Source organism: Polymorphobacter sp., assembly GCF_048007885.1.
Taxonomy (GTDB): Bacteria; Pseudomonadota; Alphaproteobacteria; order Sphingomonadales; family Sphingomonadaceae; genus Sandarakinorhabdus.
Map to the genome: position 1 here is coordinate 2,726,936 of NZ_CP180346.1, position 26,556 is coordinate 2,753,491.

General features: G+C 67.3%; 21 protein-coding genes. 10 read left to right on the forward strand and 11 right to left on the reverse strand.

The window, feature by feature from the left end:
* Nucleotides 1-33 precede the first annotated feature (33 nt).
* A complete protein-coding gene (locus ACMVO5_RS13240) occupies nucleotides 34-834 on the forward strand; it encodes an enoyl-CoA hydratase-related protein (protein WP_416907959.1) in 801 nt (266 codons plus the stop codon).
* A 132-nt stretch (nucleotides 835-966) separates the two neighbouring features.
* Here ACMVO5_RS13240 and ACMVO5_RS13245 read toward each other — a convergent pair whose 3' ends face one another.
* Entirely contained in the window at nucleotides 967-3,480 is a 2,514-nt protein-coding gene (locus ACMVO5_RS13245; protein ID WP_416907960.1) for a TonB-dependent receptor, read from the reverse strand.
* 201 nt (nucleotides 3,481-3,681) lie between these two features.
* Here ACMVO5_RS13245 and ACMVO5_RS13250 point away from each other — a divergent pair, with 201 nt between their 5' ends.
* Nucleotides 3,682-4,356 (forward strand): GntR family transcriptional regulator, encoded by a 675-nt coding sequence (locus tag ACMVO5_RS13250; protein ID WP_416907961.1) that lies wholly within the window; start codon nucleotides 3,682-3,684, stop codon nucleotides 4,354-4,356.
* Nucleotides 4,357-4,580: 224 nt separating this feature from the next.
* Here the strand turns inward: ACMVO5_RS13250 and ACMVO5_RS13255 are convergent, their stop codons facing one another.
* On the reverse strand, nucleotides 4,581-5,204 hold the full coding sequence (locus ACMVO5_RS13255; RefSeq protein ID WP_416907962.1) for an isochorismatase family protein: 624 nt from the start codon (nucleotides 5,202-5,204) through the stop codon (nucleotides 4,581-4,583).
* Nucleotides 5,205-5,249: 45 nt separating this feature from the next.
* Here ACMVO5_RS13255 and ACMVO5_RS13260 point away from each other — a divergent pair, with 45 nt between their 5' ends.
* The 4 genes from ACMVO5_RS13260 to ACMVO5_RS13275 are packed head-to-tail and all read left to right on the forward strand — an operon-like array spanning nucleotide 5,250 to nucleotide 11,330.
* Complete coding sequence (locus ACMVO5_RS13260; protein ID WP_416907963.1) at nucleotides 5,250-6,173, forward strand: hydroxymethylglutaryl-CoA lyase; 924 nt, start codon at nucleotides 5,250-5,252, stop codon at nucleotides 6,171-6,173.
* Nucleotides 6,170-8,206: a hydantoinase/oxoprolinase family protein gene (locus ACMVO5_RS13265; protein WP_416907964.1), complete on the forward strand. Its 2,037-nt coding sequence runs from the start codon at nucleotides 6,170-6,172 to the stop codon at nucleotides 8,204-8,206. Before ACMVO5_RS13260 ends, ACMVO5_RS13265 begins: the two co-directional genes overlap by 4 nt.
* 11 nt (nucleotides 8,207-8,217) lie before the next feature.
* On the forward strand, nucleotides 8,218-10,101 hold the full coding sequence (locus ACMVO5_RS13270) for a hydantoinase B/oxoprolinase family protein (protein ID WP_416907965.1): 1,884 nt from the start codon (nucleotides 8,218-8,220) through the stop codon (nucleotides 10,099-10,101).
* Entirely contained in the window at nucleotides 10,101-11,330 is a 1,230-nt protein-coding gene (locus tag ACMVO5_RS13275) for a CaiB/BaiF CoA transferase family protein (protein ID WP_416907966.1), read from the forward strand. Before ACMVO5_RS13270 ends, ACMVO5_RS13275 begins: the two co-directional genes overlap by 1 nt.
* 245 nt (nucleotides 11,331-11,575) lie before the next feature.
* Here the strand turns inward: ACMVO5_RS13275 and ACMVO5_RS13280 are convergent, their stop codons facing one another.
* From ACMVO5_RS13280 to ACMVO5_RS13295, 4 genes are read right to left on the reverse strand one after another with little or no spacing between them, the layout of a single operon-like run.
* Complete coding sequence (locus ACMVO5_RS13280) at nucleotides 11,576-12,796, reverse strand: serine hydrolase domain-containing protein (RefSeq protein WP_416907967.1); 1,221 nt, start codon at nucleotides 12,794-12,796, stop codon at nucleotides 11,576-11,578.
* Nucleotides 12,797-12,798: 2 nt separating this feature from the next.
* Nucleotides 12,799-13,098, reverse strand: a complete 300-nt coding sequence (locus ACMVO5_RS13285) for a hypothetical protein (protein WP_416907968.1) — start codon at nucleotides 13,096-13,098, stop codon at nucleotides 12,799-12,801.
* A gap of 11 nt (nucleotides 13,099-13,109) precedes the next feature.
* A complete protein-coding gene (locus ACMVO5_RS13290; protein WP_416907969.1) occupies nucleotides 13,110-14,165 on the reverse strand; it encodes a class I SAM-dependent methyltransferase in 1,056 nt (351 codons plus the stop codon).
* Between the two features lie 10 nt (nucleotides 14,166-14,175).
* Nucleotides 14,176-15,513, reverse strand: a complete 1,338-nt coding sequence (locus tag ACMVO5_RS13295; RefSeq protein WP_416907970.1) for an MFS transporter — start codon at nucleotides 15,511-15,513, stop codon at nucleotides 14,176-14,178.
* Between the two features lie 115 nt (nucleotides 15,514-15,628).
* Between ACMVO5_RS13295 and ACMVO5_RS13300 the strand changes: the two genes are divergently transcribed.
* A complete protein-coding gene (locus tag ACMVO5_RS13300; protein ID WP_416907971.1) occupies nucleotides 15,629-16,561 on the forward strand; it encodes a retroviral-like aspartic protease family protein in 933 nt (310 codons plus the stop codon).
* Here ACMVO5_RS13300 and ACMVO5_RS13305 read toward each other — a convergent pair.
* Nucleotides 16,558-17,784 carry a hypothetical protein gene (locus ACMVO5_RS13305; protein WP_416907972.1) on the reverse strand — a complete coding sequence of 409 codons (1,227 nt, stop codon included), beginning with the start codon at nucleotides 17,782-17,784 and terminating at the stop codon, nucleotides 16,558-16,560. The genes ACMVO5_RS13300 and ACMVO5_RS13305 overlap by 4 nt on opposite strands.
* A gap of 158 nt (nucleotides 17,785-17,942) precedes the next feature.
* Between ACMVO5_RS13305 and ACMVO5_RS13310 the strand changes: the two genes are divergently transcribed.
* Nucleotides 17,943-19,199, forward strand: coding sequence for a serine hydrolase domain-containing protein (locus ACMVO5_RS13310; RefSeq protein WP_416907973.1), 1,257 nt, complete (start codon nucleotides 17,943-17,945; stop codon nucleotides 19,197-19,199).
* Nucleotides 19,200-19,231: 32 nt separating this feature from the next.
* On the opposite strand, the gene ACMVO5_RS13315 is transcribed toward ACMVO5_RS13310, so the two are convergent.
* Nucleotides 19,232-19,744, reverse strand: a complete 513-nt coding sequence (locus ACMVO5_RS13315) for a DsrE family protein (RefSeq protein WP_416907974.1) — start codon at nucleotides 19,742-19,744, stop codon at nucleotides 19,232-19,234.
* Nucleotides 19,745-19,817: 73 nt separating this feature from the next.
* Nucleotides 19,818-20,882, reverse strand: a complete 1,065-nt coding sequence (locus tag ACMVO5_RS13320; RefSeq protein ID WP_416907975.1) for a PQQ-dependent sugar dehydrogenase — start codon at nucleotides 20,880-20,882, stop codon at nucleotides 19,818-19,820.
* Nucleotides 20,883-20,923: 41 nt separating this feature from the next.
* On the opposite strand from ACMVO5_RS13320, the gene ACMVO5_RS13325 reads away from it, so the two are divergent.
* Both ACMVO5_RS13325 and clpB read left to right on the forward strand, forming a co-directional pair.
* The gene (locus ACMVO5_RS13325; protein ID WP_416907976.1) at nucleotides 20,924-21,346 is read left to right on the forward strand and encodes a hypothetical protein; all 423 of its coding nucleotides are present in this window, start codon (nucleotides 20,924-20,926) and stop codon (nucleotides 21,344-21,346) included.
* 42 nt (nucleotides 21,347-21,388) lie between these two features.
* The gene (gene clpB, locus ACMVO5_RS13330) at nucleotides 21,389-23,959 is read left to right on the forward strand and encodes an ATP-dependent chaperone ClpB (protein WP_416907977.1); all 2,571 of its coding nucleotides are present in this window, start codon (nucleotides 21,389-21,391) and stop codon (nucleotides 23,957-23,959) included.
* A 4-nt stretch (nucleotides 23,960-23,963) separates the two neighbouring features.
* Here the strand turns inward: clpB and ACMVO5_RS13335 are convergent, their stop codons facing one another.
* Together ACMVO5_RS13335 and ACMVO5_RS13340 are read right to left on the reverse strand one after the other, a co-directional pair.
* Nucleotides 23,964-25,100: a DUF1501 domain-containing protein gene (locus ACMVO5_RS13335; protein ID WP_416907978.1), complete on the reverse strand. Its 1,137-nt coding sequence runs from the start codon at nucleotides 25,098-25,100 to the stop codon at nucleotides 23,964-23,966.
* Between the two features lie 3 nt (nucleotides 25,101-25,103).
* On the reverse strand, nucleotides 25,104-26,513 hold the full coding sequence (locus tag ACMVO5_RS13340) for a DUF1800 domain-containing protein (protein ID WP_416907979.1): 1,410 nt from the start codon (nucleotides 26,511-26,513) through the stop codon (nucleotides 25,104-25,106).
* Between the last annotated feature and the right edge of the window lie 43 nt (nucleotides 26,514-26,556).

Below are 26,556 nucleotides of genomic sequence, written 5' to 3' on the forward strand. Positions count from 1 at the left end.
AACAGGATCTGCAATCACCAAGGAGCCGCAGACATGGCCTATGAGCATATTCTCTTCGAGGAAGCCGACGGCGTGGCGACCCTCACCATCAACCGCCCCGCGCAGCTCAACGCGCTGCATGTCGGCGTGATCTCGGAGATGATCGACGCGGTCGACCGGGTGCGTGACGAAGGCACGGCGCGTTGCCTGCTCCTGACTGGTGCTGGCCGGGCCTTTTGTTCGGGCGCTGATCTGTCGGGCGGCGGTGCGGGCGGCGGGGCGGCGTCAAGCGGCCCGCCAGACGCCGGCAAGGTGCTGGAAACCCATTTCAACCCGCTGCTCGAGCGGCTGTTCGCGCTGCCGGTGCCGTTCATCACCGCAGTCAATGGCCCGGCGGCGGGGGCGGGCTGCTCCTATGCGCTGGCTGGGGACATCGTGCTGGCGTCCGAAAACGCCTATTTCCTGCAGGCGTTCGTCAATATCGGCTTGGTGCCTGATGTCGGCAGCACCTGGATGCTGCCGCGCCTTGCCGGCCGCGCCCGCGCACAGGCGATGATGATGCTGGGCGAGCGCATTCCCGCCGCCCAGGCGCTCGATTGGGGGCTGATCTACAAGGTGACCGCGCCCGACGCGCTGATGGACGAGGCCGGCGCGCTCGCCCGCAAGCTGGCGCAAGGGCCCACCCGTGCCTATGCGCTGATCCGGCAGGGCCTTCGCGCCTGCCTCGACAAGCCGCTGACCGAGGCGCTGATGGTCGAGCGGCAGAACCAGCTTGCTGCGGGCCGCAGCGCCGATTTCGCTGAAGGGGTGAGTGCGTTCCTGCAGAAGCGGCCGGCGGTGTTTTCGGGCAAGTGAGAGGGTGGGGCGGGGGCGCGGGCAAAGCCCGCGCTTGACGTCAGACGAGGTCGGCCAGCGGGGCTGTCCGCCTCGCTGGCCGAGCGCTGCGGCAAGTCCGGTGCGAACTCCGTTCGCACCGGCCGCCTTGGCTTAGAAATTAAACCCGGCTTCCACGCCGATCACCCGGCGCTGGCCCGGCGAGATGAACGAGCCGCCGAACTCGATGGCCGGGATGACTTCGTTGACGAACTGCTCGTCGAAAAGGTTGTTGGCAAAGGCGGTCAGCGTCCAGCCGCCGTCGCCTTCCAGCCCGATGCGCAGGTTGACCGTGTCGAAGGTGTCGCGCTGCGCCCGGTCGAAGCGGCTGTTGCCGACAAAGCCCGGCAGCTCCAGCGCCGAGATCGGCAGCAGTTGGCTGAAGATCGTCGCCTGCTCATTGTCCTGCACCGAGTGGAACCAGGTCGGGCCGGTGATCCGCCAGTCAGCGCGCAGGGTGCCGCGCAGACCGTCGGTCAGCGGGACAACGGCCTGGGTGCCGATGTTGATCGTGTAATCGGCGGTGTAGGGGCTGTTGTTGCCCACCGTGCCGGGCCGCGAGGCATTGGCCTTGATCTCGCTCTCGTTGATGTTGGCCGAGCCGAACACGCTCCAGCCATCAACGATGGTCGCGTTGAGGTTCGCTTCAGCGCCATAGACCTCGACCTTGTCGATGTTGGAGACGACGCGCAGCAGGCCGAACGAGCCGACGAAGAACTCGAAGAACTGCATGTCGCGGATCTCGGTATAATAGCCGGCGAGATCGAAGGTCACCCGGTCGTTGAACAGCGAGCCCTTGAGGCCGGCTTCAAACGCGCTCGACCGCTCCTTGCGATACAGGTCGGAGATGGTCACGCCGGCATCGATGCCCGGCACGTTGAAGTTCTGGTCGACGATCGCCGCCGAGCCCTGATTGTTGAAACCGCCCGACTTGAAGCCCACGCCCCAGTTGGCATAGGCGACCGCATTGTCGGCGATTTCGTAGCTCAGCGTGATCTTGGGCTGGAGCTGGCCGAAGCTGGCGCTCGTCGGCGGGATCGGGCCATTGACCTGACCGGGGTTGATCGGCCCGCCGGTGATCGGATCGGTGACGAACGGCACCAGGTTGCGCGCATCACGCGCTTCAAGGTCATAACGCAGTGCAACGCCCAGCTTCAGCCGGTCGGTCGCTTCCCAATCCACCGAGCCGAAGGCCGCCCAGACATCGGTGTCGAACCGGTCGTTGAACAGCTGGCTGGTCGGGTTGATCGTGCCGGGCGCATTGTAGAGGGTGCGCAGGGCGCCCTGGCCGAGGTCGGCGCCGAGGCTGACGCCGGTTTCGCGCTTGATGTTGAGGAAATAGCCACCGAGCGACCAGCTGAGCGGGCCATCTTCGTTGGAGGCCAGCCGGACTTCGGCCGAGAAATCCTTCTGATTGCGGATCTGCAGCTGGGTGCCGTCGCAGGTCGAGGGCGAGAAGGCACCGAAGGTCGAGCCATTGGCCGGATCGAAGATGAACGGTGTCGGCACATTGCCGACAAAGGTCGGCGCATTGAGCGGAAAGCCGGTCAGCTCCGCTGTCGAGGCGAAGCAGGCGTTCGACGCGGCAATGCTGTCCGACGTGGCGCCGGGGAAGGTGTAGCGGGCAAAGTCCGCCGAGGTGCCGTCAGCGATCAGCAGCTGCTCGACATCGGCATATTGCGCCCAGGCCGAGAATTTCACCGTCTCGAGCTCAAGGTCGTACTTGGCCGAGACTTCCCACGTCCGCTGCTCGTTGATCGGGCGGATGTTGGAATAATAGCGGAAGGGGTGCTCGTTCACGTCCTCATAAAAGGCCGGGTCGACGCCAGCGAAATTGGGCAGCTGGAACGAGGTGTTGTAGTTGATCGAGGCGCCGGTCAGCTTGGCATAGCGCGCCTTCACATCAAGCGTGGAGGCACCCATCTCGGCCACAACGCGCCCGTCAACGCCCCAGGTCTCCTGATTGTCGACGACGTTCTCATCGAGGAATTCGTTGCGCCAGAAGCCGTCGGTGGTGCGGTAGTTGCCCGACAGCACAAAGCCCAGACCATTCGCCAGCGGCCCGGCGATATAGCCGTTGACTTCCGCCGTCTCCAGCTCGCCGTAGGAGGCGCGCACGCCGCCCTCGAAGCGGTCACCCGGCTTCAGCGTGTTGATGACGATGGCGCCGGCAGCGGCGTTGCGGCCGTAGAGCGCGCCCTGCGGGCCCTTCAGCACTTCGATCTGGCGCAGCGTGCCCTGGTTCTGGTTGAGCTGGGCGACATTGGTCTTGAGAATGCCGTCGACGACCAGCGCCACCGAGCTTTCCGCGTCACGCGCGCCGTTGATGCCGCGAATGTTGACCTGGGTGTCGCCCGCTTCCGCCGTGCCGGTGACGATGGTCACGCCCGGGGTAAGCTGAAGAAAGTCCTGCGCTCGGACGACGCCGGTGCGCTGGATGGCTTCGGCCGAAAGCACGCTGACCGAAGCCGGCACGTCGATCAGACGCTCGGCGCCGCGGCGCGCGGTGACCAGGATCTCGCCCGTGTCTTCGGCACCCGGTGCCACTTCCTGCGCAAAGGCCGGCACCTGCATCAGCATGCCCGCCACACCCGCCAGCGCACTCGCGCGAATCAGACCCATGTTCATGACCGTCTCCCTCAGATTTCGAAAAACACCCATGCTGCCAAATGTTCGCAGCACGACAATTGCTGTCTCCGTCGCTATTGTATACAAAGCCTCATCGTCAACCGCGCAGACGGCCGCGCCGCGCATTTCCGCCACGCGTTGTGACCCTTTTGTAACAGTTTTGCCGCACAGCCCCCCAATTCAAAGAGCACCCCGCCCGCCATGGCCACCTCCGCCCCCGCTTCTTCCCGCGCCGCCGAGCGCGCGTCAGAGCGCGCCTATCAGGAAATCCGCGCGCTGATCCTCACCGGCGATGTCGCCCCCGGCGCCCCGCTCACCGAAGAAGCACTCGCCGATATCGTCGGCGTCAGTCGCACCCCCGTGCGCGAGGCGCTGCGCCGGCTCGAAGCCGAACTCTACGTCCGCCGCTCCGAATCCCAGCGCCTGTTCGTCGCCGAATGGAGCCGCGACGACCTCGCCGAAATGTTCGTGCTGCGCGCCATGCTCGAAGCCCATGCCGCCGCCCGCGCCGCCACCCGCATCAGCGCCGAGGCCCTGGCCGAACTCCACCGCATCAACGCCCGCATCAGCGCCGCCGCCTCGGCTGCTGGAACCACGCCCGACATCGCCGCCTTCCTGCCCGAAAACCGCGCCTTCCACGAACTCATCATCCGCGAAGCCGCCTCGCCGCGCCTCGCCTCGATCCTCGCCACGCTGGTCGAACAACCGCTCGTCCGCCACACCGCCATCCGCTACTCAGCTCAGGAACTCACCCGCTCGGCCAATGAACACAACCAGTTGCTGCAAGCCTTCGCCGCCCGCGACGCCGACTGGGCCCGCGCCATCATGACCGCCCACATCCGCCGCGCCTATCACAGCTTCACCGCCGCCGCCTGAGGCGGGATTAAGGGCTTCCGGCAGGCGAGACAGAGCCTCCGGCGGCTGGGGCCTCAGGCCCCAGGCCCATTCATATATGGGGATGCGCATGGAGAGCTTGCCCCGCGCCGCAGGCATTTGAATGCGCGTTCCGCGCGGGCGCTGTCCTCTGAAAGTTCAGCGCGACATAACGGATGGGGTCTGGGGCCTGAGGCCCCAGCCGCCGGAGGCCTTTCTAAATCGCCTCAGGCGCCAAGCCCGGCCAGATAGGCGAGGGTTTCGGCTTCGCTGGCCAGTGTTGCTGACTTGGCGGCGATATCGAAGAGGTTGGCCTGGTGGATGGCGTCGTCGCGGTCACCCACCGCGTCGGTGACGACGAGCGGGATGAAGCCGTGGCAGAGTGCATCGACGGCGGTGGCGCGGACGCAGCCTGAGGTGGAGAGGCCGGTGATGATGAGGGTGTCGATGCCCTGGGCGGTCAGCTGGCTGGCGAGTGCGGTGCCGAAGAAGGCGCTGGGATAGTGTTTGGTCAGCACCCGGTCGCCGGGCAGCGGCGAGAGTTCGGGGGTGAAGTCGCCGAGCGGGTTGCCCTTGATGAAGGATTTGAGCGCGCCGACCTTGCGGAAGAAGACGCCGCCTTCATGGCCGTCTTCGGAATATTCGACGCGGGTGAAGATGACGGGGATGCCGGCGGCGCGGGCGGCATCGCGGATGCGCGCAGCACTTGCGCGGGCATCATCGACGCCGGCGTAGAGCGGCGAGGCCGGGTCGTGATAGGCCCGGGCGAAGTCGATGAGGACGAGCGCCGGGCGCGAGCCGGGTTGCAGGGTCTGGCCGAAGCCGGCGTTCAGATAATCTTCGTTCAGCATATGCCCTCTATACAGTCGGTGCGTCACTTTGTATACAAAATCGCGATGATCCAGATAGTCGAAGTTTCCCCGCGGGACGGGCTCCAGAACGAGAAGGTCGAGGTCAGCACGGCCGACAAGCTGGCGCTGATCGGGCGGCTGATCGACATGGGCGCGCGGCGTATCGAGGTTGCCAGCTTTGTCAATCCGCGGCGTGTGCCGCAGATGGCGGATGCGGAAGCCGTGGTGGCGGGCCTGCCCGATGTGGCGGGTGTCAGCTATATCGGCCTGTGCCTCAACCAGCGCGGCGTCGACCGGGCGATTGCCAGCAAGGAGAAGGGCAGGGGGCTCGATGAAGCCGGCTGCGTGCTGGTGGCTTCCGACAAGTTCGGCATCATCAACCAGGGCCAGTCGATCGAGCAGGGCCTCGAGGCCAATCGGGCGATGCTGAAGTCCGCAAAGGCGGCCGGGCTGAAGCCGCAGATCACCATTTCGGCCGCCTTTGGCTGCCCCTATGAGGGCGCGGTGCCGGCGGCGCGCATCCTCGATCTGGCGCGGCGCATGGCCGATGCGGGTGCTGAGGAGATTGCGCTGGCGGATACAATCGGTGTCGGCGTGCCGGGGCAGGTCGGCGATCTTTCGGGCGCGGTCATCGAGGCGGTGGCCCCCATTCCGGTGCGGCTGCACCTGCATGACACGCGCGGGCTGGCACCCGCCAATGCCTGGGCCGGCTATCAGGCGGGCGTCAGGGTTTTCAATTCGGCGCTGGGCGGTCTGGGCGGCTGTCCATTCGCGCCGGGGGCGGCCGGCAATGTCGGTACCGAGGAGCTTCTCTACCTTTTTGACCGCATAGGGGAGAGTTCTGGTCTTGACCTCGCAAAAGCGGTCGAAGCGAACCACTGGTTTTCCACCATCATGGGCCGGCCTCTGCCGAGCCGCGTCGGCAAGGCCGGCGATTTTCTCATCGAAGGGGAGCGTGTTCCATCATGAGCTACAGACTGGGTGTCGACGTCGGCGGCACATTCACCGACCTGATCGTCATTGATGAAGCCACGGGGCGCGCCGTGCGCGACAAGGTGCCGAGCACGCCGGCTGACCCCAGCCAGGCGGTGATCAACGGCGCCCGCAAGCTGTGCGAGACCGCCGGCATCGCGCCGACCGATCTGTCGCTGTTTCTGCATGGCACGACGGTGGCCACCAACGCCGTGCTCGAAGGCAAGGTCGCCCGCGTCGGGCTGATCGTGACCGAGGGTTATCGCCATATCCTGCAGATCGCGCGCAGCCTGGTGCCGGGCGGTCTGGCGGCGTGGATCGTCTGGCCCAAGCCCACCCCGATGGCGCCGCTGGAAGCGACCATCGAGGCACCCGAGCGCATGGGCGCCAATGGCGAGATCGTCCGCCCACTCGACGAGGCCAAGCTGCGCGCCAACCTCGAGCGGCTGCGCGCGGAAAAGGTCGAGGCGATCACCATCTGCCTGATCAATTCCTACATGAACGACGCCCATGAGCGCCGCGTCGCCGAGATCTGCGCCGAGGTCTTCCCCGACCTGCCGATCAGCGTGTCGGCCGACATCCTGCCCGAAATGCAGGAATATGAGCGCGCGCTGACCACTGTGGCCAACAGCGCGGTCAGGCCCACCGTCGCCCGCTATGTCGGCAATCTCGAGCGTGAGCTGAAGGCCTGGGGCACGCCCGCCAAGCTCAACCTGCTGCGCTCCGATGGCGGCCTGATGTCGGCCGAAAAGTCCAGCTCGGCGCCGGTCAATCTGCTGATGTCGGGTCCGGCCGGCGGGGTGGCGGGCGCGGTCTATATCGCCAAGAACAGCGGCCATCCCAATGTGCTCACCCTCGACATGGGCGGCACCAGCACCGACGTCGCGCTCATTGAGGATTATCAGGCGCGCCTGCGCCGCGAGACCAGCGTCGGCCATCTGACCGTGCGCGCCTCCTCGCTCGATGTGAAGACGGTGGGCGCGGGCGGCGGCTCGATCGCGGCCGTGCCTGAGCTCACCGGCGCGCTGCGCGTTGGCCCGCAGTCGGCCGGCGCGGTGCCGGGGCCGGCCGCCTATGGCCGCGGCGGCGAGCTGCCGACCGTGACCGACGCCAATGTCGTGCTCGGCTATCTGCCCGAAAACCTGCTCGGCGGCACCTTCAAGCTCGACCGCCCGGCCGCCGAGGCCGCGGTCAAGACCGTGGCTGACGCGCTGGGGCTGAGCGTGCTCGATGCGGCCGCCGGCATCATCGCCATCGTCAACGAGACGATGTTCGGCGCGCTGCGCCTCGTCAGCGTCCAGCAGGGCTATGACCCGCGTGATTTCGCGCTGATGGCCTTCGGCGGCGCCGGGCCGCTGCACGGCAATGCCATGGGCATGCTGATGAACAGCTGGCCGGTGATCATCCCGCCGTCGCCCGGCGTGCTCTGCGCCTATGGCGACGCGACCACCCGGCTGCGCGTCGATGCCCAGCGCAGCTTCAACAAGCTGGTGCCCAACACCAACGACGAGGAAGTCGATGCTGTCATCGCCGAGCTGGTGAAGCAGGTCAGCGAGGAGCTGGCTGCCGAAGGCGTGCCCGCTGCCGATATCGAGATCCGCACCGAGCTTGATATCCGCTATGCCGGTCAGGCGTTTGAGGTGCCGCTCTATGCTGCGCCCGGCACCAAGATCGCGACGCTGGCCGAAGCCTTTGACGTCGAGCACAAGCGGCTGTTCACCTTCAACCTGTCGGTGCCGCAAGAGATCGTCAACATCCGCGTCGTGGCGCTGGGCAAGGCGGCCAATGTCGAGGCCGAGCGGCTGCCGCAGGGTGATGGCACTCCGGCCGCCGCCAAGGTCCGTGACCATCAGGTCTATATGGACGGCAAGATGCAGCCCGCCGTGATCTATGATCGCTCCAAGCTGCGCGCCGGCGATGTTGTGCCCGGCCCCGCCATCATCACCGAAATGGACTCGACCACGCTGGTCCATAGCGGCCATGCTGCCACCGTCGATGCGTTCGGCAATCTTCTGATCAACCCGGCCTGAGGAGCGCGACCATGCCCGCCCAGATCATCCAGCAGAACAACGCCCCCTTCACCAAGCCGACGATCGACCCCGTCACGCTCGACATCATCGAGAATGCGCTGCGCAATGCGCGTATCGAGATGGACGCGACGCTGGTGCGCACCGCCATGTCGCCCGGCATCCGCGAGCAGGGCGATGCCTTTCCGCTCATCGCCAACCCCGACGGCAAGATGATCGTCGGCCAGTTCGGCAGCTTCATCGGCGGCTTCCTCAAGGGCTATCACGGCACCATCGAGGAAGGCGACATGATCTTCCTCTCCGATCCCTACAGCTGCGAGGGCGCGATTTCGCACTCGAACGACTGGCTGGTGCTGCTGCCGGTCTATTTCAACCAGCGCCTCGTCGCCTGGACGGCGATGTTCGGCCACCAGTCCGACATTGGCGGCAAGGTGGCGGGTTCGATGCCCATCGACGCCCGCTCGATCTTCGAGGAAGGCGTGCGCATCCCGCCAGTGAAGATCTACCGCAAGGGCGAGTATAACGAAGACGTGATCAAGCTGGTGATGCACCAGACCCGCAAGCCGGACTGGTGCGCGGCTGACCTCAATGCGCTCATCGCCTCCTGCCGGGTGGCGGCGCGCCGGCTTGAGGAAATGTGCACCCGTTTCGGCGATGAAATCGTCGTCTCGGCGATGGACGACCTGCTCGCCCGCAACCACCGCGCCATGAAGGCGCTGATCACCAGCAGCGTCAGCACCGATGCGGTCAGCTTCGAAGACTATATCTGCGATGACGGCGTGGGCTATGGTCCCTACAAGATCAAGTGCACGATGCAGCGCGTCGGCGACAAGGTGATCCTCGATTTTTCGGGCACCGATCCGCAGTCGGACGCGTCGATCAACTTCCTGCTCAACGAAAACATGTTCAAGATGTTCTTCGGCATCTACATGATCATGGTCTTCGATCCGCAGATCATGTTCAACGATGGCTTCTATGACCTGATCGAGGTCAAGATTCCCGAAGGCTCGCTCCTCAAGCCCAAGTTCCCGGCCGCGCTTTCGGGCCGCACCCATGCGCTGGGCCGCATCTTCGACATCCTTGGCGGCCTGCTAGGCCAGCGCACGCCGGAGTTCCTGTGCGCCGCCGGCTTCTCCTCGTCGCCGCACCTGATGTATTCGGGCCGCGATTCGAAGGGGGACTGGTTCCAGCTCTTCCAGATCGGCTTTGGCGGCATCCCCGGCAAGCCGTTTGGCGACGGCCCCGATGGCCACAGCCTCTGGCCCGGCTTCACCAACGTGCCCAACGAATTCCTTGAGCGCTATTTCCCGTTGCGCATCGAGCGCTACGAGGCGCTGGCAGACAGCGGTGGCCCCGGCCTCAACCGCGGCGGCAACGGCATCCTGATGTCCTACCGCTTCCTCGAGCCGGGCACCATCTCGATCCATGATGACCGCTGGTTCACCTATCCCTGGGGTGTGAATGGCGGCAGCCCCGGCGCACGGGCCAAGAAGATCCTCGAAAAGCCCGATGGCACCAGGACCGTCGTCGCCAACAAGCTCGACAGCCTCGATGTGGAGAAGGACGATGTTCTCCACTTCATCACCTGGGGCGGCGGCGGCTGGGGCAACCCGCTGGAGCGTGACGCAGCACTGGTCGCGCATGAAATCCGCCAGGGGCTGGTCACGCCGGAAGGTGCGCGCGCCTATGGCGTGGTGGCTGACGGCGAAGGCAAGCTCGACGTTGACGCCACGGCCACGCTGCGCGCCGAAATGGCCAAGGCCCGCAGCAATTCGGAAGCCGTGTTCAACTTCGGCGGCGACATCGAGACGCTGCGCGCCAACTGCCTCGCCGAAACCGGCCTGCCGGCGCCCAAGCAGCCGATCTGGCGCGCGGCACTCGCGGAGGCGGCCGAATAATGACCGCCAGGCTTGCCGACCCGCTCGAAAACCCCGGCCCGCTCGCCGGCATCCGCGTCGTGGAAATGGGCCAGCTGATCGCCGGCCCCTTCTGCGGCCAGCTGCTCGGCGACATGGGCGCCGAGATCATCAAGATCGAGCCGCCCGCCACCGAGGGCAACAAGGGCGGCGACCCGATGCGTGACTGGGGCCGCGGCGACTTTCCGCTGTGGTGGGAGGTGGTGGCGCGCAACAAGAAGGCCGTTACCGCCAATCTGCGCATCCCCGAAGGCCAGGCGCTGGCGCGAAAGCTGATTGCCACCGCCGATATCCTGATCGAGAACTTCCGCCCCGGCACGCTTGAAAAATGGGGCATGAGCCCGGAAAGCCTGCACGAGATCAACCCCGGCCTCATCATCGTCCGCGTCTCGGGCTATGGCCAGTCCGGCCCCTATTCCGACCGCGCCGGCTTTGGCGGCATCGGCGAGGCGATGGGCGGCTGGCGCGCCATCGTCGGCGATCCCGACCGGCCGCCGTCGCGCATGGGCGTCTCCATCGGGGACAGTCTTGCCGCCACCTATGGCTGCCTCGGCGCGCTCGCCGCCCTTCGCCACCGCGACAAGACCGGCGAAGGCCAGGTCGTCGACAGCGCGCTCTATGAAGCCGTGCTGCAGGTGATGGAGAGCCTCGTCCCCGAATATGCGGCCAGCGGCTATGTGCGTGAGCGCTCCGGCTCGGTGCTGCCCGGCATCGCGCCCTCCAACGTCTATCCCTGCAAGGACGGCGAATATCTGATCGGCGCCAACCAGAACACCGTGTTCAGCCGGTTGTGCGACGCCATGGGCCGGCCCGAACTGGCCAGCGACGAGCGCTATTCCAGCCATGTCGCCCGTGGGCGTCATCAGGTGGAACTCGACGAGCTGATCGCCGACTGGACCCGCACACTGACCATCGACGAGCTGGAAGCGCTGATGATCAAGCACGGCGTGCCGGCCGGCAAGCTCTACCGCCCGCAGGACATGCTCGACGACCCGCATTTCCAGGCCCGCGAAGCGATCGTGGAAATTCCCCATGAGCGCTGGGGCACGCTGAAGATGCAGAATGTCTTCCCCAAGCTGTCAAAGACGCCCGGCACCATCCGCCGCGCCGCACCGGCCACGCTGGGGCAGGACAATTTCGCCGTCTACCGCGATGCGCTGGGGCTGTCGGACAGCGAGATCAGCGATCTGCAGACGCGCGGGGTGATCTGAGGGGGCCTACGGCGTGAGTTCAGGGGCCTCCGGCGGGATTTCAGGGGCCTCCGGCGGGATTTCAGGGGCCTCCGGCGGCTGGGGCCTCAGGCCCCAGACCCCATTTGTGGTTTTGTGCTGAACTTGCAAGGCGCAGCGCCCGCGCGGAACGCGCAATCAATAGCCTGCGGCGCGCGCTCATTCTCAAACCTTGCGCCAAGACAACTGAAGGGGTCTGGGGCCTGAGGCCCCAGCCGCCGGAAGCCCTAGTTCGCCCCGCCCAGCACCAGATTGACGAGGGTCGAATTGTCCCAATTGGTCGACGGCTTGCCGATGCGGATGATGACCAGCTCTTCGGAGGGCACGACATAGACACGCTGGCCGCCCGCGCCGTCGATGTAGATGGCGTCGTCGCGGGCGAAGGGCTGTTCGGCGGCGACCTTGAGCGCGACGCCGAGGCCATAGCCGCGCAGCGGGGCGTGGGGTGCGCCGCGCCAGATGTTCATGCCGAAATTGGGGTTGAGGGGGGAGGGGGCGGTGACGGTTCGCACCCAGTCGGCATCGACGACCTGCGCGGTGCCGACCCGGCCTTCAAGGCGCAGCAGTTCGCCGACGCGCAGCCAGTCGCGCGGGCGGGCCTGCAGGCAACAGAAGAAATGCGGATTGCCGCCCTCGCGGTCGAGCCAGATTTCAGCGTCGCCGGCGCCGAGCGGTGCCCAGAGCGTGCGTGACAGCCAGGGACCATAGGGCTCGCCAAGGGCCGCCTCCAGGGCCATGCCGGCAAGCTGGGTGGAGGCGTTGGAATAGGAGAAGACCGTGCCGGCGGGGGCCACTTGCACATGCTTGGCGGCGGCAGCGCGGATATCTTCGGCGAACATCAGCTGGGCGAAAAGCGGCGGCGCGCCCTTGCCGTCGCCGGGCGGCGGGTTGAGGCCACCGGCCATCTGCAGCAGCTGGCGAAGCGTGATCGCGCCTTCGGGACGCCCGGAAAATTCGGTCAGATGCCGGTCCAGCCGGTCATCGAGGCTGAGCTTTCCGGCCTTGATGGCAGCCCCGTAAGCCAGCGCGACCACGGCTTTGTGCATCGAGGCGGTGGCGAACTTCGAGTCAGGGCCAAAGCCTTCGGCGTAATGCTCATGGACGATGCGGCCGCCCTTGGCGACGATCAGCGCGAACGATGCTTGTGCATCGGCATAGGCTTGTGCGGCGGCCAGCCCGGCCGGCGAAAGCCCGGCGGCGGCGGCCGACACGGTCTCGAAAGCCGCGCCCGCGCCGCCCTTCACCGTTTCGGCCGGCGTATAGGCCTCGGGGCTTTCAACCGGCTTGGTCATCGGCATGGCTTGCATGCGCGCCATCATGCGCGCCATTTCGGGGGAGGGGGCCGCCGCTGCGGGTGGCATGGCAACCGTCGGGGCGGCGGCCTCGCGCGCAGCACATCCTGCCAATGCCGCCGTCAGCCCGGCGGCCAAGGCCAGTCTCAGCCACATGCTCAAGAAGCAATATCCGGCGCCAGCGCGGTCGTCAGCGCGGTGGCATAGCGCTCGCGCTCGCGCGCCAGATCTTCGGCCAGTGCGCCGGTCGGCTGATGATCCGACACCGCATTCGGCACCATGACTCCCGCTTCGGCAAGGAGATGTTCGAGCACGCGCTGCCGGTCCTTCACCACCCAGAGCTCGCGCGAGAGCAGCAGCAGCGCGTTGGCGACATCGTCGAGCTGGTGCTCGCTCAGCGTCTGCCCGCTTCTGGCCGCGCGCGAGGCCGCGCCCGGATCGTCCATCACATCAGCCATGTCTGCGTTCCTCAATCCGGCTTTTTCGCGTTGATCACCCAAGGGTAGAGCGCACCGTCAAGGCCGCCTTCCTCGATGTCGACAAAACCGGCGTCGCGCGCCACTTGCGTGAGGTCGAGCGTGGCCGCCTCGCGCCACCAGGGCTCGCCGCCGCGCTGCGCCAGATAGTCGGCACGCCACTGGCCGATCTTGTCCATGGCGCGGTAGGGGGTGACATCGCTCATCAGCACGCGGCCGCCGGGCGCGAGCAGGCGGAACGCCTCCTTGAACAGGCGGCGCGTGGCCTCGGCCGGCATTTCGTGGAGGATGATGTAGCTGGCGACGAGGTCAAAGCTTTCCGCGGCGAGGCCGCTGTCTTCGGCCACTGCCTGATGCAGGTCCCAGGCCCAGCCATTGGCGTTGGCGACGCGCAGCGCCTCCTTCAGCATCGGCAGCGAGATTTCGACGCCGGTGATCTGCGCGCGTGGGAAGGTCTCCTGCAGGGCGACGGTGAAATGGCCCGAGCTGGTGCCGAACTCGCAAATGCGCGCAGGCACGAAATCGCCAAGCCGCGTCAGCACGGCCTTGCGCTGGCCGAAGATGTCACCGCCGAAGTTCTTGGCGACATAGGTCTTGTGGACATATTCGGAGTGGACAAAGCCCATTTCGGGGTGGCCGTCCCAGCCGCCGGTGGTGCGGTGGAACCAGACGCCGTCCCAATATTTGGGCAGCTTGAGATCGGGGTTGGCATGCAGCGTGGCCGGCCCGCGCGCCTCAAGTTCGGCGAAGCGCGGCAGCAGCACATCGGCATTTTCATCAAAGGCGGCCTGCGCCACCCGGCCATGCTCGACGCTGGAAAACTCACCGATCAGCGAGCCGATGGCAAAGGCCCGGCTGTCGGCAAGTGCGGCCTTGATGACGCCGTGGCGCGCGTCGAGGTTGTCGGGCAGCGTCTGGTCGCTCAGCCCGGCCTCGGCCAGCTCCTTGTTCCACACAGCCCCCAGCGGCTTGGTCGCCTGGGTGAGGGTGATCATGTAATCCATGGCGGCGCGGCCGCCTTGGCGCATCGTGGCTGCTTGGTTGGACATCTGGGCCTCCTTATTCCGCCGCCGCCGGTTCTGCCGGGGGAACGGGTTCAAGCTTGAAGAATAGCAGCGGGATCACCGACAGCGCAAACAGCAGCGGCGGCAGCACGGCGGCGCCGAAGAAGATGCCGGTGATGGCATCGGCCGGCTGGTCCATGCCGCGCGGCAGCTTGGGCTGAAAATGAAACACCTGCAGCAGCGAGCCGACGATCAGCGGGCCGGTCGCGCTGGCCAGCTTCTCGATGAAGCTGTAGGCGCCGGCATAAACGCCTTCGCGGCGCACGCCCGATTTGCGGCAATCCTCGTCGATGGCGTCGGGCAGCAGGCTCTGGCCCATCAGCAGCAGCCCGCCGGTGAACACGCCGCCCGCGATGCCGCGCGCCACGATCAGCGTCATCGGCTCGCCCCGGCTGGCCAGCAGCCAGGTCAGCGTGATCGCCGCCCAGCCAAGGCAGGCCGCCCCGTAAAGCGCCTGCTTGGAAAAACGCTGCCCCAGCTTGACCCAGAGCGGCATGGTCAAAACGGTCGCCGCCGAAGAGCCCGCCACATAAAAGGCCGGGGCAGAATCAGGCGCGCCCAACACCGACTTGAACAGGAACAGCACGCTCGCCGTCAGGCTGGCGATGCCGATGAGCTGGAAGATCTTGGCGATGATGATCATCATGAACGGCTTGTTCTGGAGCACCACCAGATAGCGCTTGAAGCCGATCTCGCCCTTGCCGGTATTGTCCATGCGCCGGGTGCGCAGCGAGGCCCAGAAGGAGGAGCCCATGGTCAGCACCACCGCCACGCCGAGGATGATGCCGACCATGCCATAGCCCTGCCGCCCGCCGCCGAGCGAGGCGGCCGCCTGCGGCATCAGGCCCACCAGCAGGCCGCCCGCCGACACAAAGCCGATGCGCCAGCTCATGATCGAGGTGCGCTCCAGCCGGTCGTCGGTCATCTCGGCCGGCATTGCCAGATAGGGCACGTTGAACAGCGTGTAGCCCAGCGCGATGACCACCAGGCTCCCCAGCACCCAGACCGACAGGCCATTGCCCGCCAGCGCCACTGGCGGATTGAAAATGAGCACGATGCCAAGGCCCGAGCATAGCGCGCCGGCGAGCAGGAACGGCGCGCGGCGCCCCCAGCGACCCTTCCAATTGTCCGAAATGCCGCCCAGCACCGGGGCGGCCACCGCATCGAACAGCTTGGCGGCAAACAGCAGCCCGCCGGCAAGTGCTGGCGCGATGCCGAGCACGGTGGTCATGAAGAACAGCAGCAGCAGCGAATTGACGGTCAGCACCGTCACCGTGCCGACCGACCCCAGCCCCCAGGCCGATTTCAGCGAAAGCGGCAGTTTTCCCATCATGGTCCCCATCTCCTCACCATGCGCCAGCCAGCGGCAAGCGCAGCGGCCGAAACCGCACTATCCGCATGTCGAACACTTGCGCTGACGCGCCGACAAGCGCAAGAGCGCCCTCCCGATGCTCAGCCGCCGCGCCTTCCTGCCCTCGCTCCTGCTGCCTGCCGCGCTTGCCGCCCAACCCCTGCTGCCCACCATCCCCCCGGCCACCATCGATGACAATCTCGATGTTGAGGGTGACCCGCTGGAGGCCGAGCGCCGCCGCAGCCGGCTGTTCATCGAGGCCTATGTCAACGACTCGGGCCCGTGGCGCTTTCTCGTCGACAGCGGGGCCGACCGCTCGGTGGTCAGCACCGATCTCGCTGCCGCCCTCGCCCTGCCGCCCGCTGGCGAGGCGATGCTCCAGTCAATGGCTGGCCGCAGCCTTGTCTCCACCGTTCGCGTCGAGCGGCTGCGCATCGGCGAGAGCATCGCCACCAATTTGCGCGTGCCCGCGCTTCCCGCCGCCTTCATCGGCGCCGATGGCCTGCTCGGTATCGATGCGCTGGCCGCCCAGCGCATCCTGCTCGATTATCAGCGCCGCCGGGTCACCGTGCAACCGAGCGACACCGCCATCGTGCAGCGCGATGACGGCGATGAGATCGTTGTTACCGCGCGGCGGCGCGGCGGCCAGCTGATCATCACCCAGGTCCGGGCCGACGGGCTGCCGCTCTATGCCGTCATCGACAGCGGCTCCGAGGTGACGCTTGGCAATATGGCGCTCGCCGAGCGGCTGTTCCGCCGCCGCCAGCTGACTGACCCGCAAAAGATCACCATGACATCGGTGACCGGCGACAAGCTGGTCGCCGATCTCGGTATTTTGCCCGAGCTGCGCATCGGCAAGCTGGGGCTGCGTGACCTGCCGATCGCCTTTGCCGATGCCGGCCCGTTCCGCCTGTTCGGCCTGCAGAGCCGCCCGGCGCTGCTGCTCGGCTCCGATGTGCTGCGCGTCTTCCGCCGCGTCGCGCTCGATTTCGGCCGCCGCCGCGTCCGCTTCACGCTGGCGCGGAATTAGTCCTTCATCGTCTCGCGGCGCAGCAGATTGACCACCGCCTTCTGCACCTCGGGATCAGGGATCGGTCCCGAGGAGACGATCATCGACGTGCCGGGCAGATGCTTCTGCGGGTCGGCGATGAACCAGGCGATCTTCTCGTCGGTCCAGACCAGCCCCTCGGCGCCGGCCTTGGCCATCGCTTCCGAATAGGTGAAGCCAGGCACCGTGCCGGCGCGCTGGCCGAAGATCAGGTGCAGGTTCGGCCCCACCAGATGCGGCTCGCCGGCATCCACCGTGTGGCAGAAGCGGCACCATTTGTAGGTTTCGGTGCGCACCTCGTCTTCAAACGGCGTCGGCGGCAGCGCCACCTGCTGCGCGGCGGGATGGTCGGCGCGCACCAGATGCGAGGTCACGCCCTCGGGCGCGGCCACCGTCACCCCCATTGGCCAGGGCGTGACGCGGAACAGCGCCCAGGGCCCGGTACCGCCCAGCGCCACCAGCCCCAGCGCCGCCACTGGCGCTGCGACGCGCGCAAAGCTGGAAGGCCGGGGGGCAAAGGCGCGCAAGCTCCGCCGACGGTGGATCAGCCAGCCAAGACCTGCGAACACCGCGATGGCCGCCCAGAAGACGGCCACCGCGCGCGGCCCCGGCTCGGGCGAGCGGAAGGTGGCAAAGGCATAGACGGTCACCGACATGGTCAGCAGCAGCTGCACGCCGTAACCAGGCGGCATCAGCACCAGCGGCCCGCGGCCATGGCGCAGCCAGCCCCAGCCCAAAGTCAGCAGCCCGGCCACGCTCAGCACCAGCGTCATGAAACCCAGCCCGGAATGGAAATAGCCGGTGAACATCCAGATGGCGCGGTCGCGGCCGATCAGCGAGGGCAGGGCGAAAAACGGCCCCATATGCACCACCAGCTCGTCCGACCATGCATAGACCAGCCCGATGAAGGGGGCGAGCGCGATGAGGATATAGGCCGCGAGCGCCAGCGCCCGGCCCCAGAGATGCAGCCCGGCCGGCACGCCCGCCGCCGCCGTCACCGCGCCGTCGCGCCGCCAGGCCGCGAGCCGCCACAGCACCACGATCAGCAGCAGCGTGCCGAGCAGATAATGCCAGCCGCGATACTCCTCGCGCAGCGGGCCGAACCGGTCTGAGCGGGCCAGCTGCGTGGTCAGCATCTGGTGCGCCAGATAGAGCAGCGCTACCAGCCATCCCGAGGTCACGCTCGCCCAGCTATATGTCCGCATCCGTCCCGCTCCCTCTCCCGCCAGACGCTAGCGGCCGCGCCCCGCACCGCTGCAAGGCCGCCGCCAATATCCGTCTGGCGGATGGACAGCGCGCGCCCCGCCCGCCATGTTGTCCCCGCAGCCTAGGCTGACCCAATGACCGCAATCCGGGGGATTTCATGCCAAGACCAGCCCTTGCCCTTCTCGCTGCCCTGCTGGCGGCCCCGCTGATGGCGCAGGTGCCCGCACCGCCCAAGCCCGTGACCCCGGCGCCCTCCGGATATCCGGCCGAGGTCGAGGCGCTCTACATGGCGCGGTTCAACAACACCGCCACCAACGGCGTCGGCGGGCTGGGCAACTATGATCCGCTCGAAGACATTGTCGGCGCGCCCGCGCAGAGCCTGTCCAAGGCCTCGTCAAGCGCCATCAGCGACACCGCCCTTGCCGCCGCCGAAGCCTATGCCAAGGCCAACAACAGCTCCGCCTTCATGGTCATCCATAAGGGCAAGCTTATCCACGAAAGCTATTTCGGCGATACCGATGCCGAGAGCCTGATCGTCTCCAAGTCGCTGGCCAAGCCGATCACCGCGCTGGCCGTGGGCCGGGCCCTGATGCTGGGCAAGATCAAGTCGCTCGACCAGCCGGTCGGCGAGATCCTCGAGGAATGGAAGGACAAGCCGCAGGGCGAGATCCGCATCCGCCATCTGCTCGACATGCGCTCGGGCCTGCTGGCGCAAGGCAACAGCCTTGATCCGATGAACATGTGGAGCCGGTCCTATCTGCATCCCTATCATGAGCGCATCATCCTCGAGGAATATCCGCTCACCGATGCGCCGGGCAGCATCTATGAATATTCCAACGCGACCTCGGAGCTGATTGCGCTGATCATCGAGCGCACCACCGGCCGCCGCTACGGTGAGTTCGTCGGCACCGAGATCCTGCAGAAGATCGGCGCGCCCGGCGGCAAGGTCTGGATCAACCGCGAGGGCGGGCTGGCGCACAGCGGCTGCTGCGCGCTGCTGCCGGCGCAAAGCTATGCCCGCATGGCGATGCTGGTCGAGCAGGACGGCACATGGGGCGGCCAGCGCCTGCTGCCTGAAGGCTATGTCGCTGAAATGAAGACCGGCACGGCCCAGAACCCCTATTACGGCATGGGCCTGTGGCTGGGCGGCACCTATATCGAGCGGCGCGGCTTCCCCAACCCTGACCGGCCCGGCCCCAAGGTGCTCCATAGCGAGCCTTATCTCACCAATGATCTGGTGATGTTCGACGGCAACTCCAACCAGATCGTCTATATCGTGCCGAGCCAGGACCTGATCGTGCTGCGCACCGGCGAGCGCCCGCCCGCCAAGACGGAATGGGACAATGCCAAGCTCATCAACACCATTCTCGCCGGGCTGAAGACCGATACGCCGCTGACCCCGCAGCCGCGCTGAGCCCCACTTCAGCCGCGCTCCGAACGCAGGCCTCAGTCCTGAATCATCACCCAGCCCTTGAGCTGGAGCGTCGCCATGGTGGTGATGGCCGAGGTGTCGAGCTTGACGCCGGGCAGCAGCTCATCCTTGCTGACGCCGCGGCCGCGCGCCGTCTGGCCGCACAGCCGCACATCGGCGCCGGCCGCCATCAGCGCGTTGATCAGCGCCTTGTTCGGGTTGGGCTTGCCCTCATAGCGCTTGGCATGGGCCGCGTCGGTCAACAGCGCATCGATCGGCGCGCCGTGCACCACCACGGCAATGTCGCCCGGCTGCATGGTCACGCCGCCGGTGCCGAGCAGGTTCATCATCCGCGCCACCCGCTCATAGCCGCGGCGCGGTGCCATCGATGACACTTCGAAGATCACCCGGTAGCGCAAGCTCGGGTCGGGCTTCATGTCGGCCTCTTCGATGATGGTGAAGCGGCCATGCTCGGGGATCACCCGCCCCTCCTGCGCGCTCACCGGCGCCGCCATCAGCAACAGACCCAAAACCAGTGCGCGCATCATCAGTCTCCCTGTTTCTCCCACCTTGCTTAGCAACAAGGCGTAATCGTGTAACCTGATTGTTTGCCTGCCGCGGTCACGGGGCCTTCGAAACGCGCAGCACCCGGCCCTCCGGCTCGTCGGTCGTCACCCAGACCGCGCCGTCGGGCGCCACGCGCACATCGCGCACCCGCACGTCGATTTCGGGCACGATCCGCGCCTGAGCGGTCAGCCGCCCACCGGCATCGAGCGTTACCAGCCGCAGCTCTTCGGACGCCAGCGCGCCGACAATCAGGCTGCCCTGCCACTCCGGAAACATGTCGCCGCGATAGACCGCCAGCCCCGAGGGCGCGATCGAGGGCACCCAGACGACACGCGGCTCCTCCATGCCGGGATAGGACTGGAACGGGCTGATCGTCGCGCCGGAATAATCAAGGCCCCGGGTCGCCACCGGCCAGCCATAGTTGCGCCCCTTCTCGATGCGGTTCACCTCGTCACCGCCGCGAGGACCATGCTCATGCGCCCAGAGCGTGCCGGTTTCGGCATCAAGCGCGAGGCCCTGCGGGTTGCGATGCCCCCATGACCAGACCGGCGAGCGTTCGAAAGGATTGTCGGCCGGAATGCTGCCATCGCCGCCAATGCGCACGATCTTGCCCAGCCCCGAGGCCTTGACCTGCGCCTGTTCGCGGTAATCAAAGCCGTCGCCGGTGGACATCACGAGCGAGCCATCGCCCAGCGCCACCATGCGCCCGCCGAAATGCACCGGCCCCGCCTTCATCGGCGCATTGACGAAGATCTCGCGCACGCCCGTCAGCCGGTTCCCCTCCAGCCGCGCCCGCACGATGGCGGTGGCATTGGCCTTGAAGTCGCCCTTGGCGAAGGAGAGGAACAGCGTCTGGTTTTCGGCAAAGCGCGGGTGCAGCACGACATCGAACAGCCCCGCCTGGCTTTCATGGAACACCGCCGGCACGCCGGAAATCTCGGTGAGGCGGCCATCAGGCGCGATTCGCTTGAGACGGCCATTGCGCTCGGTCACCAGCACCGCGCCGTCCGGCAGAAAGGCAAGGCTCCAGGGATGGTTGAGCCCGGTCGCCTTCACCTCGACCTGCTGCGCTGTCGCCCCGCCCGCCCAGAGCAACGCCAACATCAAGAATCGCAGCATTTCTATGGCTCCCACCTCGCAGACCATGATAATCTAGCATTATGCGCCGCCTTCGTATCCTGCCAATCTGGCTCACTGCTGCTCTCGTCACCACGATGGGCATGAGCCTCATCCATTCGCTGATGGTGCAGCAGGGGCTGGTCGATCTCGGCGTCGCCATTCCGCCGGGCCTGCGCCTCGCCACAATCGGGCGGGATTTTCTTGGCCTGCTTCCAGCGCTTGGCGTCGTCGTCGCCATCGGCTTCGCCATTGCCTTCGCCGTCGCGTCGCGGCTTCACCGCTTTGCCCCGCCGCTCGCCTATCCGCTGGCCGGCGCGGTCGCCATCGCGGCCGCGCTCTTCCTCATGAAGCTGCAGTTTTCCATGACGCCCATCGCCGGCGCGCGCACCACCGAAGGCCTCGTGCTGATGATCTTGTCCGGCGCCATTGGCGGTGTCGTTTTTGCCCGCCTGAAAAAAAGCTGACCGCCCTCTTGTGTTGCATTTAAGCCACACCATCTAAGTGTCATGAATATCGAAAAATTCACCGACCGCGCCAAAGGTTTTCTGCAAGCCGCCCAGACGGTTGCGATCAGAAACGATCATCAGCAGGTCACCCCCCATCATCTGCTCAAGGCCCTGCTTGACGATGAGCAGGGCATGGCCGCCAATCTCGTCACTAAGGCCGGCGGCGATGCCGCCATGCTCACGGCCGAGACCGACGCTGCGCTGGCCAGAATCGCCAAGGTCACCGGCGGCGGCGCGCAGCAGACCAGCTTCACCAACGACAGCGTGCGCGTGCTCGATGCCGCCGAGCAGCTGGCCAGCAAGGCGAAGGACCAGTTCGTCACGGTCGAGCGGCTGCTCACCGCGCTCGCCATGGCGCCGGCCACAGCCCCCGCCTTCACCAAGGCGGCTGTCACCCCGCAGGCGCTCAACCAGGTCATCGAGACCGCCCGCAAGGGCCGCACGGCCGCCAGCGCGGGCGCCGAAGACAGTTTCGACGCGCTTGAGAAATATGCCCGCGACCTGACCCAGGCCGCGCGCGACGGCAAGCTCGACCCGGTCATCGGCCGCGACGAGGAAATCCGCCGCACCGTGCAGGTGCTGGCGCGGCGCACCAAGAACAATCCCGTGTTGATCGGCGAGCCGGGCGTGGGCAAGACCGCGGTGGTCGAAGGTCTGGCGCTGCGCATCGCCAATGGTGACGTGCCCGATGGCCTCAAGGACAAGCGGCTGATGTCGCTCGACATGGGGTCGCTCATTGCGGGTGCCAAATATCGCGGCGAATTCGAGGAGCGGCTGAAGGGCGTGCTCGATGAGGTGCGCGCCGAAGGGGCCGATGTCGTACTGTTCATCGACGAGATGCACACGCTGGTCGGCGCCGGCGCGTCGGAAGGCTCGATGGATGCCTCCAATTTGCTGAAGCCCGCGCTCGCCCGCGGCGAACTGCACTGCATTGGCGCCACCACGCTCAACGAATATCGCAAATATGTCGAGAAGGACGCGGCGCTTGAGCGGCGCTTCCAGCCGGTGATGGTGGGCGAGCCCACGGTCGAAGACACCGTTTCGATCCTGCGCGGCATCAAGGAGAAATATGAGCTGCACCACGGCGTGCGCATCACCGACAGCGCCATCGTCGCCGCCGCGACGCTGTCCAACCGCTACATCTCCGACCGGTTCCTGCCCGACAAGGCGATCGACCTGATGGACGAGGCCGCCTCGCGGCTGCGCATGGAGGTGGAGAGCAAGCCCGAGGAGATCGAGGCACTTGACCGGCGCATCGTCCAGCTCAAGATTGAAGCAGCGGCGCTCGAAAAGGAAACCGACACCGCCTCCAAGGACCGGCTGACGGCCCTGCGCAGCGAGCTTGCGGGCCTTGAGGAAGAATCGAGCGCGCTGACCCACCGCTGGACCGCCGAAAAGGACAAGCTCAACGCCGCCACCCATATCAAGGAGCAGCTCGACGCCGCCCGCATCGAGGTGGAGCAGGCGCAGCGCGCCGGTGACTATGCCAAGGCCGGCGAGCTGACCTATGGCCGCATCCCCGATCTCGAGCGCGCGCTCAATGAGGCCGAGGGCGCGACCGTCGATGCCATGGTCCGCGAGGAAGTGACCGCCGACGATATCGCCGCCGTGGTCTCGCGCTGGACTGGCATCCCCGTCGACCGGATGCTCGAGGGCGAGCGCGAGAAGCTGATGAAGATGGAGGAGATCCTGTCGGCTCAGGTCATCGGCCAGGCCGCCGCGGTGCGCGCCGTGTCGTCTGCCGTGCGCCGCGCGCGGGCCGGCCTGCAAGATCCGAATCGCCCGCTTGGCAGCTTCCTCTTCCTCGGCCCCACGGGTGTGGGCAAGACCGAGCTGACCAAGGCGCTGGCCACCTTCCTGTTCGATGATCCGCGCGCCATGGTGCGGCTCGACATGAGCGAATTCATGGAGAAGCATTCGGTCGCCCGCCTCATCGGCGCGCCGCCGGGCTATGTCGGCTATGATGAAGGCGGGGTGCTCACCGAGGCGGTGCGCCGCCGGCCCTATCAGGTGGTGCTGTTCGACGAGGTCGAAAAGGCGCACGGCGATGTCTTCAACGTGCTGCTGCAGGTGCTCGATGATGGCCGCCTCACCGATGGCCAGGGCCGCACGGTCGATTTCACCAACACGCTGATCATCCTCACCTCCAACCTCGGCTCGCAATATATCGCAGCGCTGCGCGACGAGCAGCCGGTGAGCGATGCCGAGGCGCAGGTGATGGAGGTGGTCCGCGGCCATTTCCGCCCCGAATTCCTCAACCGGCTCGATGAGATCGTGCTGTTCCAGCGGCTTGGCGAGGCGGCCATGGCGCCGATCGTCGATCTGCAGGTCGCCCGCGTGCAGGCGCTGCTCGAAGACCGCAAGGTGACGCTCGATCTGACGGATGCGGCGCGGCGCTGGCTGGCGCGGGTCGGCTATGATCCGGTCTATGGCGCGCGGCCGCTGAAGCGCAGCATCCAGCGCCATTTGCAAGACCCGCTCGCCGACCTCATCCTGTCGGGCGCCGTGCCCGATGGCAGCACCATCCATGTCGATGAAGGCGACGGCAAGCTGGCGCTGACCACCGGCTGATCGCTCAGGCGCGCACCAGCCCCGTCACTGGCCGCAGCGCGCTGTCGGCAAACACGCGGCGCGCCACCAGCGCCGGGTCCAGCCCGAAATGTTCGCCCATCAGCCCGGCCAGAAGCGCCCGCAGGTCAAGGGTCGGGCGCAGGTCGCGCCCCTGATAGAGCTGGGCCGTCGCCAGCCCCGGCCAGTCCGCCATCACCCGCGCCCGCAACAGCGCGCCGCCCGCGAGCAGCGCCGCACTCGCCGTGCCATGGTCGGTGCCGCCAGTACCATTGGGGGCGGCGGTGCGGCCGAATTCGGTCACCATCACCACCAAAGTCTCGCCCCAGGCCGCGCCCAGCCCCTCCTTCAGCGCCGCCACACAGCCATCAAGCTGGCGCAGCTGGGTGTTGAGGCGCCCCGACTGGTTGGCGTGCGTGTCCCATCCGCCCAGCTCGATCGCCGCCACGCGCGCCCCGTCCGGCTTGGCCAGAAAGGTTGCCGCCAGCCGGCCAAGCGCGGCCGGCGAGGCGCGGCCGCTGGCGTCCGCCCCGGCCATGTCGCGCGCCGCATTGGCCTCGGCCCAAAGCCGGCCGAGCAGCGGGTCATCAGCATAAAGCGTCTCGACCCGCGCCAGGAGCGCGGCATCGGCATCGGGCAGCTGCGAGGGCGCAAAGCTTGTCGCCGGGGCCGCGCCGCGCAGCATGAGCGGCAGCGTCGGCGTGATCGCCACCGCCGGCTCGGCCTTGGGCAGCAGCGGCAGCAGCCGGTTGAGCCAGCCATCGGCCATCTGATAGGCGCGCGTGCCGCCGGTCTCGATGACATTCTGCGCATCGAAATGCGAGCGTTCGCGGTAGGGCGAGGCAACCGCATGGACAAAGGCCGCCTCGCCGCGCCCATAAAGCCCCGTCATGGTCGCCAGCGCCGGATGCAGGCTGAAATCGCTGTCGAGCCGAAAGGAGTTGCCCGCAGCCTCCGGCGGCGCGAGGCGCGCGCGCAGCCGCGCATGCGCCGGGTCGCCCATGGGGATCACGGTCGCCACCCCGTCCATCGCGCCGCGCAGCAGAATGAACACCAGCCGCCGCTCGGTTGGCGGCGCGGCCAGCGCCAGCCCGGGGGCCGCCAGCAACGGCAGGGCGATCATGGTCCGGCGGCTCAACAACATGGCTCACACCCTCCGCATGAATTCGGGGCTGACCAGCAGCAGCGCCAGCGCCTGCGCCGGGCTTTCGGCCTGGGCGACGGCGCGCGCGGTGCCCGCGCTCAGCGCGCCGGGCAGCAGCTTGGGCGCCAGCGCGCGCGCATCGGCCCGGTCGCCCAGCCGCCGCGCCAGCCGCCCGGCCAGCTCGACCCGGCGCATCAGCGCATCGCTCGCCGCCCAGCTCGCCGCCACATCATCCCAGCCGGCCGGCGAGCCCGGCCGCCAGACCGGCTGGCCAAGCGCGGTCAGCGCCAGCGGGTAGCGCAGGTCGTCGGCCTCCCGCAGCCCCAGCCCGCGCAGCGCTGATACGGTCCAGTCCCACGGCGTCTTGAACTTCTCCGCCGGCGCCCAGGCCTCGGACGCCTCGACCAGCGCCTGCGCCACCCGGGCCAGATCGCCGCCGCTCGCGGTCCACACCCCGGTCAGCCGGGTTACCAGCGCCGGCGGCGGCACATCGGCCACGAAATGCCGCGCCAGCTTGGTGCAGATGTGGCGTGCGGTGGCCGGGTGCCGCGCCAGCGCGCGCAGCATGGCGCGGCCCTGCGCCTCGCCGTCCTGGCCGTAGCGCACGCCAAGCAGCGTCTGCGCGCCCGGCTGGTGCCAGCGGGTCTGAAACACAAACGCCCCGTCGGGCGCGGGGTCGCCGATCGGCCGGCGCACGAAGCCGCCCACGCTCCAGCCGGTCAGCCCGGCGGCCAGCGCCTGCACATCGGCCTGCGCATAGCCGCCATCGACACCGAGCGTGTGCAGCTCCAAAATCTCGCGGGCGAGGTTCTCATTCAGCCCCACCTGCCGCTTCGCCTGCCGCTGCCGCGCGGCCTGGCCCAGCCGCGAATCCGGCCCGATTGATTGCGCCTGATCAAGGTAGAGCAGCATCGCCGGGTGGTGCACCACGGCCAGCAGCAGCTCCTCGAACCGGCCCAGCAGATGCGGCCGCACGGCTTCGAACTCCATCGTGCCAGCAAGCGCAATGGTCTGGAACTTGTCTACAGACACGGCGAAATGATTGGCCCAGAAATGCACCAGCCGCTCCGCAAACGGCGCCGGCGTGGTCAGCGCCGCCTCGATCCGCGCGCTCACATGGCTCGCATAATAGTCACGAAACTGGCGGCGCAGCGCGCGCCGCACCTCGGCCTCCAGATCCTTTTGCCCCGCGCCCTCCTGCCCGCGCCGCAGCCCCTGCACATAGCTGCGCATGTCGGCTCCGGCCCGGTCGCTGCCCGGCACGCCCTTCAGCGCGGCCGGCCGCGGCTCAAAGCGGCCCAGCTGGTCGATCAGCCAGCGTTTCGGCTGGCCCGGCAGCGGCTCATCAGCGCGCGCGCCCAGCCCGAAGCGGTTGAGCGCAATCGCCTGATCGGAAGAGGGGAGCAAGGCCATGCCCCCCTACGCTGGGTCGCGCGGCAATCCCTCGCCAGCGGCA

Excerpts from the sequence above, each read along its gene's own strand:
- ACMVO5_RS13240 (WP_416907959.1), top strand. The coding sequence starts at position 34 with ATGGCCTATGAGCATATTCTCTTCGAGGAAGCCGACGGCGTGGCGACC.
- ACMVO5_RS13245 (WP_416907960.1), bottom strand. The coding sequence starts at position 3,480 with ATGAACATGGGTCTGATTCGCGCGAGTGCGCTGGCGGGTGTGGCGGGC.
- ACMVO5_RS13250 (WP_416907961.1), top strand. The coding sequence starts at position 3,682 with ATGGCCACCTCCGCCCCCGCTTCTTCCCGCGCCGCCGAGCGCGCGTCA.
- ACMVO5_RS13255 (WP_416907962.1), bottom strand. The coding sequence starts at position 5,204 with ATGCTGAACGAAGATTATCTGAACGCCGGCTTCGGCCAGACCCTGCAA.
- ACMVO5_RS13260 (WP_416907963.1), top strand. The coding sequence starts at position 5,250 with ATGATCCAGATAGTCGAAGTTTCCCCGCGGGACGGGCTCCAGAACGAG.
- ACMVO5_RS13265 (WP_416907964.1), top strand. The coding sequence starts at position 6,170 with ATGAGCTACAGACTGGGTGTCGACGTCGGCGGCACATTCACCGACCTG.
- ACMVO5_RS13270 (WP_416907965.1), top strand. The coding sequence starts at position 8,218 with ATGCCCGCCCAGATCATCCAGCAGAACAACGCCCCCTTCACCAAGCCG.
- ACMVO5_RS13275 (WP_416907966.1), top strand. The coding sequence starts at position 10,101 with ATGACCGCCAGGCTTGCCGACCCGCTCGAAAACCCCGGCCCGCTCGCC.
- ACMVO5_RS13280 (WP_416907967.1), bottom strand. The coding sequence starts at position 12,796 with ATGTGGCTGAGACTGGCCTTGGCCGCCGGGCTGACGGCGGCATTGGCA.
- ACMVO5_RS13285 (WP_416907968.1), bottom strand. The coding sequence starts at position 13,098 with ATGGCTGATGTGATGGACGATCCGGGCGCGGCCTCGCGCGCGGCCAGA.
- ACMVO5_RS13290 (WP_416907969.1), bottom strand. The coding sequence starts at position 14,165 with ATGTCCAACCAAGCAGCCACGATGCGCCAAGGCGGCCGCGCCGCCATG.
- ACMVO5_RS13295 (WP_416907970.1), bottom strand. The coding sequence starts at position 15,513 with ATGATGGGAAAACTGCCGCTTTCGCTGAAATCGGCCTGGGGGCTGGGG.
- ACMVO5_RS13300 (WP_416907971.1), top strand. The coding sequence starts at position 15,629 with ATGCTCAGCCGCCGCGCCTTCCTGCCCTCGCTCCTGCTGCCTGCCGCG.
- ACMVO5_RS13305 (WP_416907972.1), bottom strand. The coding sequence starts at position 17,784 with ATGCGGACATATAGCTGGGCGAGCGTGACCTCGGGATGGCTGGTAGCG.
- ACMVO5_RS13310 (WP_416907973.1), top strand. The coding sequence starts at position 17,943 with ATGCCAAGACCAGCCCTTGCCCTTCTCGCTGCCCTGCTGGCGGCCCCG.
- ACMVO5_RS13315 (WP_416907974.1), bottom strand. The coding sequence starts at position 19,744 with ATGATGCGCGCACTGGTTTTGGGTCTGTTGCTGATGGCGGCGCCGGTG.
- ACMVO5_RS13320 (WP_416907975.1), bottom strand. The coding sequence starts at position 20,882 with ATGCTGCGATTCTTGATGTTGGCGTTGCTCTGGGCGGGCGGGGCGACA.
- ACMVO5_RS13325 (WP_416907976.1), top strand. The coding sequence starts at position 20,924 with ATGCGCCGCCTTCGTATCCTGCCAATCTGGCTCACTGCTGCTCTCGTC.
- clpB (WP_416907977.1), top strand. The coding sequence starts at position 21,389 with ATGAATATCGAAAAATTCACCGACCGCGCCAAAGGTTTTCTGCAAGCC.
- ACMVO5_RS13335 (WP_416907978.1), bottom strand. The coding sequence starts at position 25,100 with ATGTTGTTGAGCCGCCGGACCATGATCGCCCTGCCGTTGCTGGCGGCC.
- ACMVO5_RS13340 (WP_416907979.1), bottom strand. The coding sequence starts at position 26,513 with ATGGCCTTGCTCCCCTCTTCCGATCAGGCGATTGCGCTCAACCGCTTC.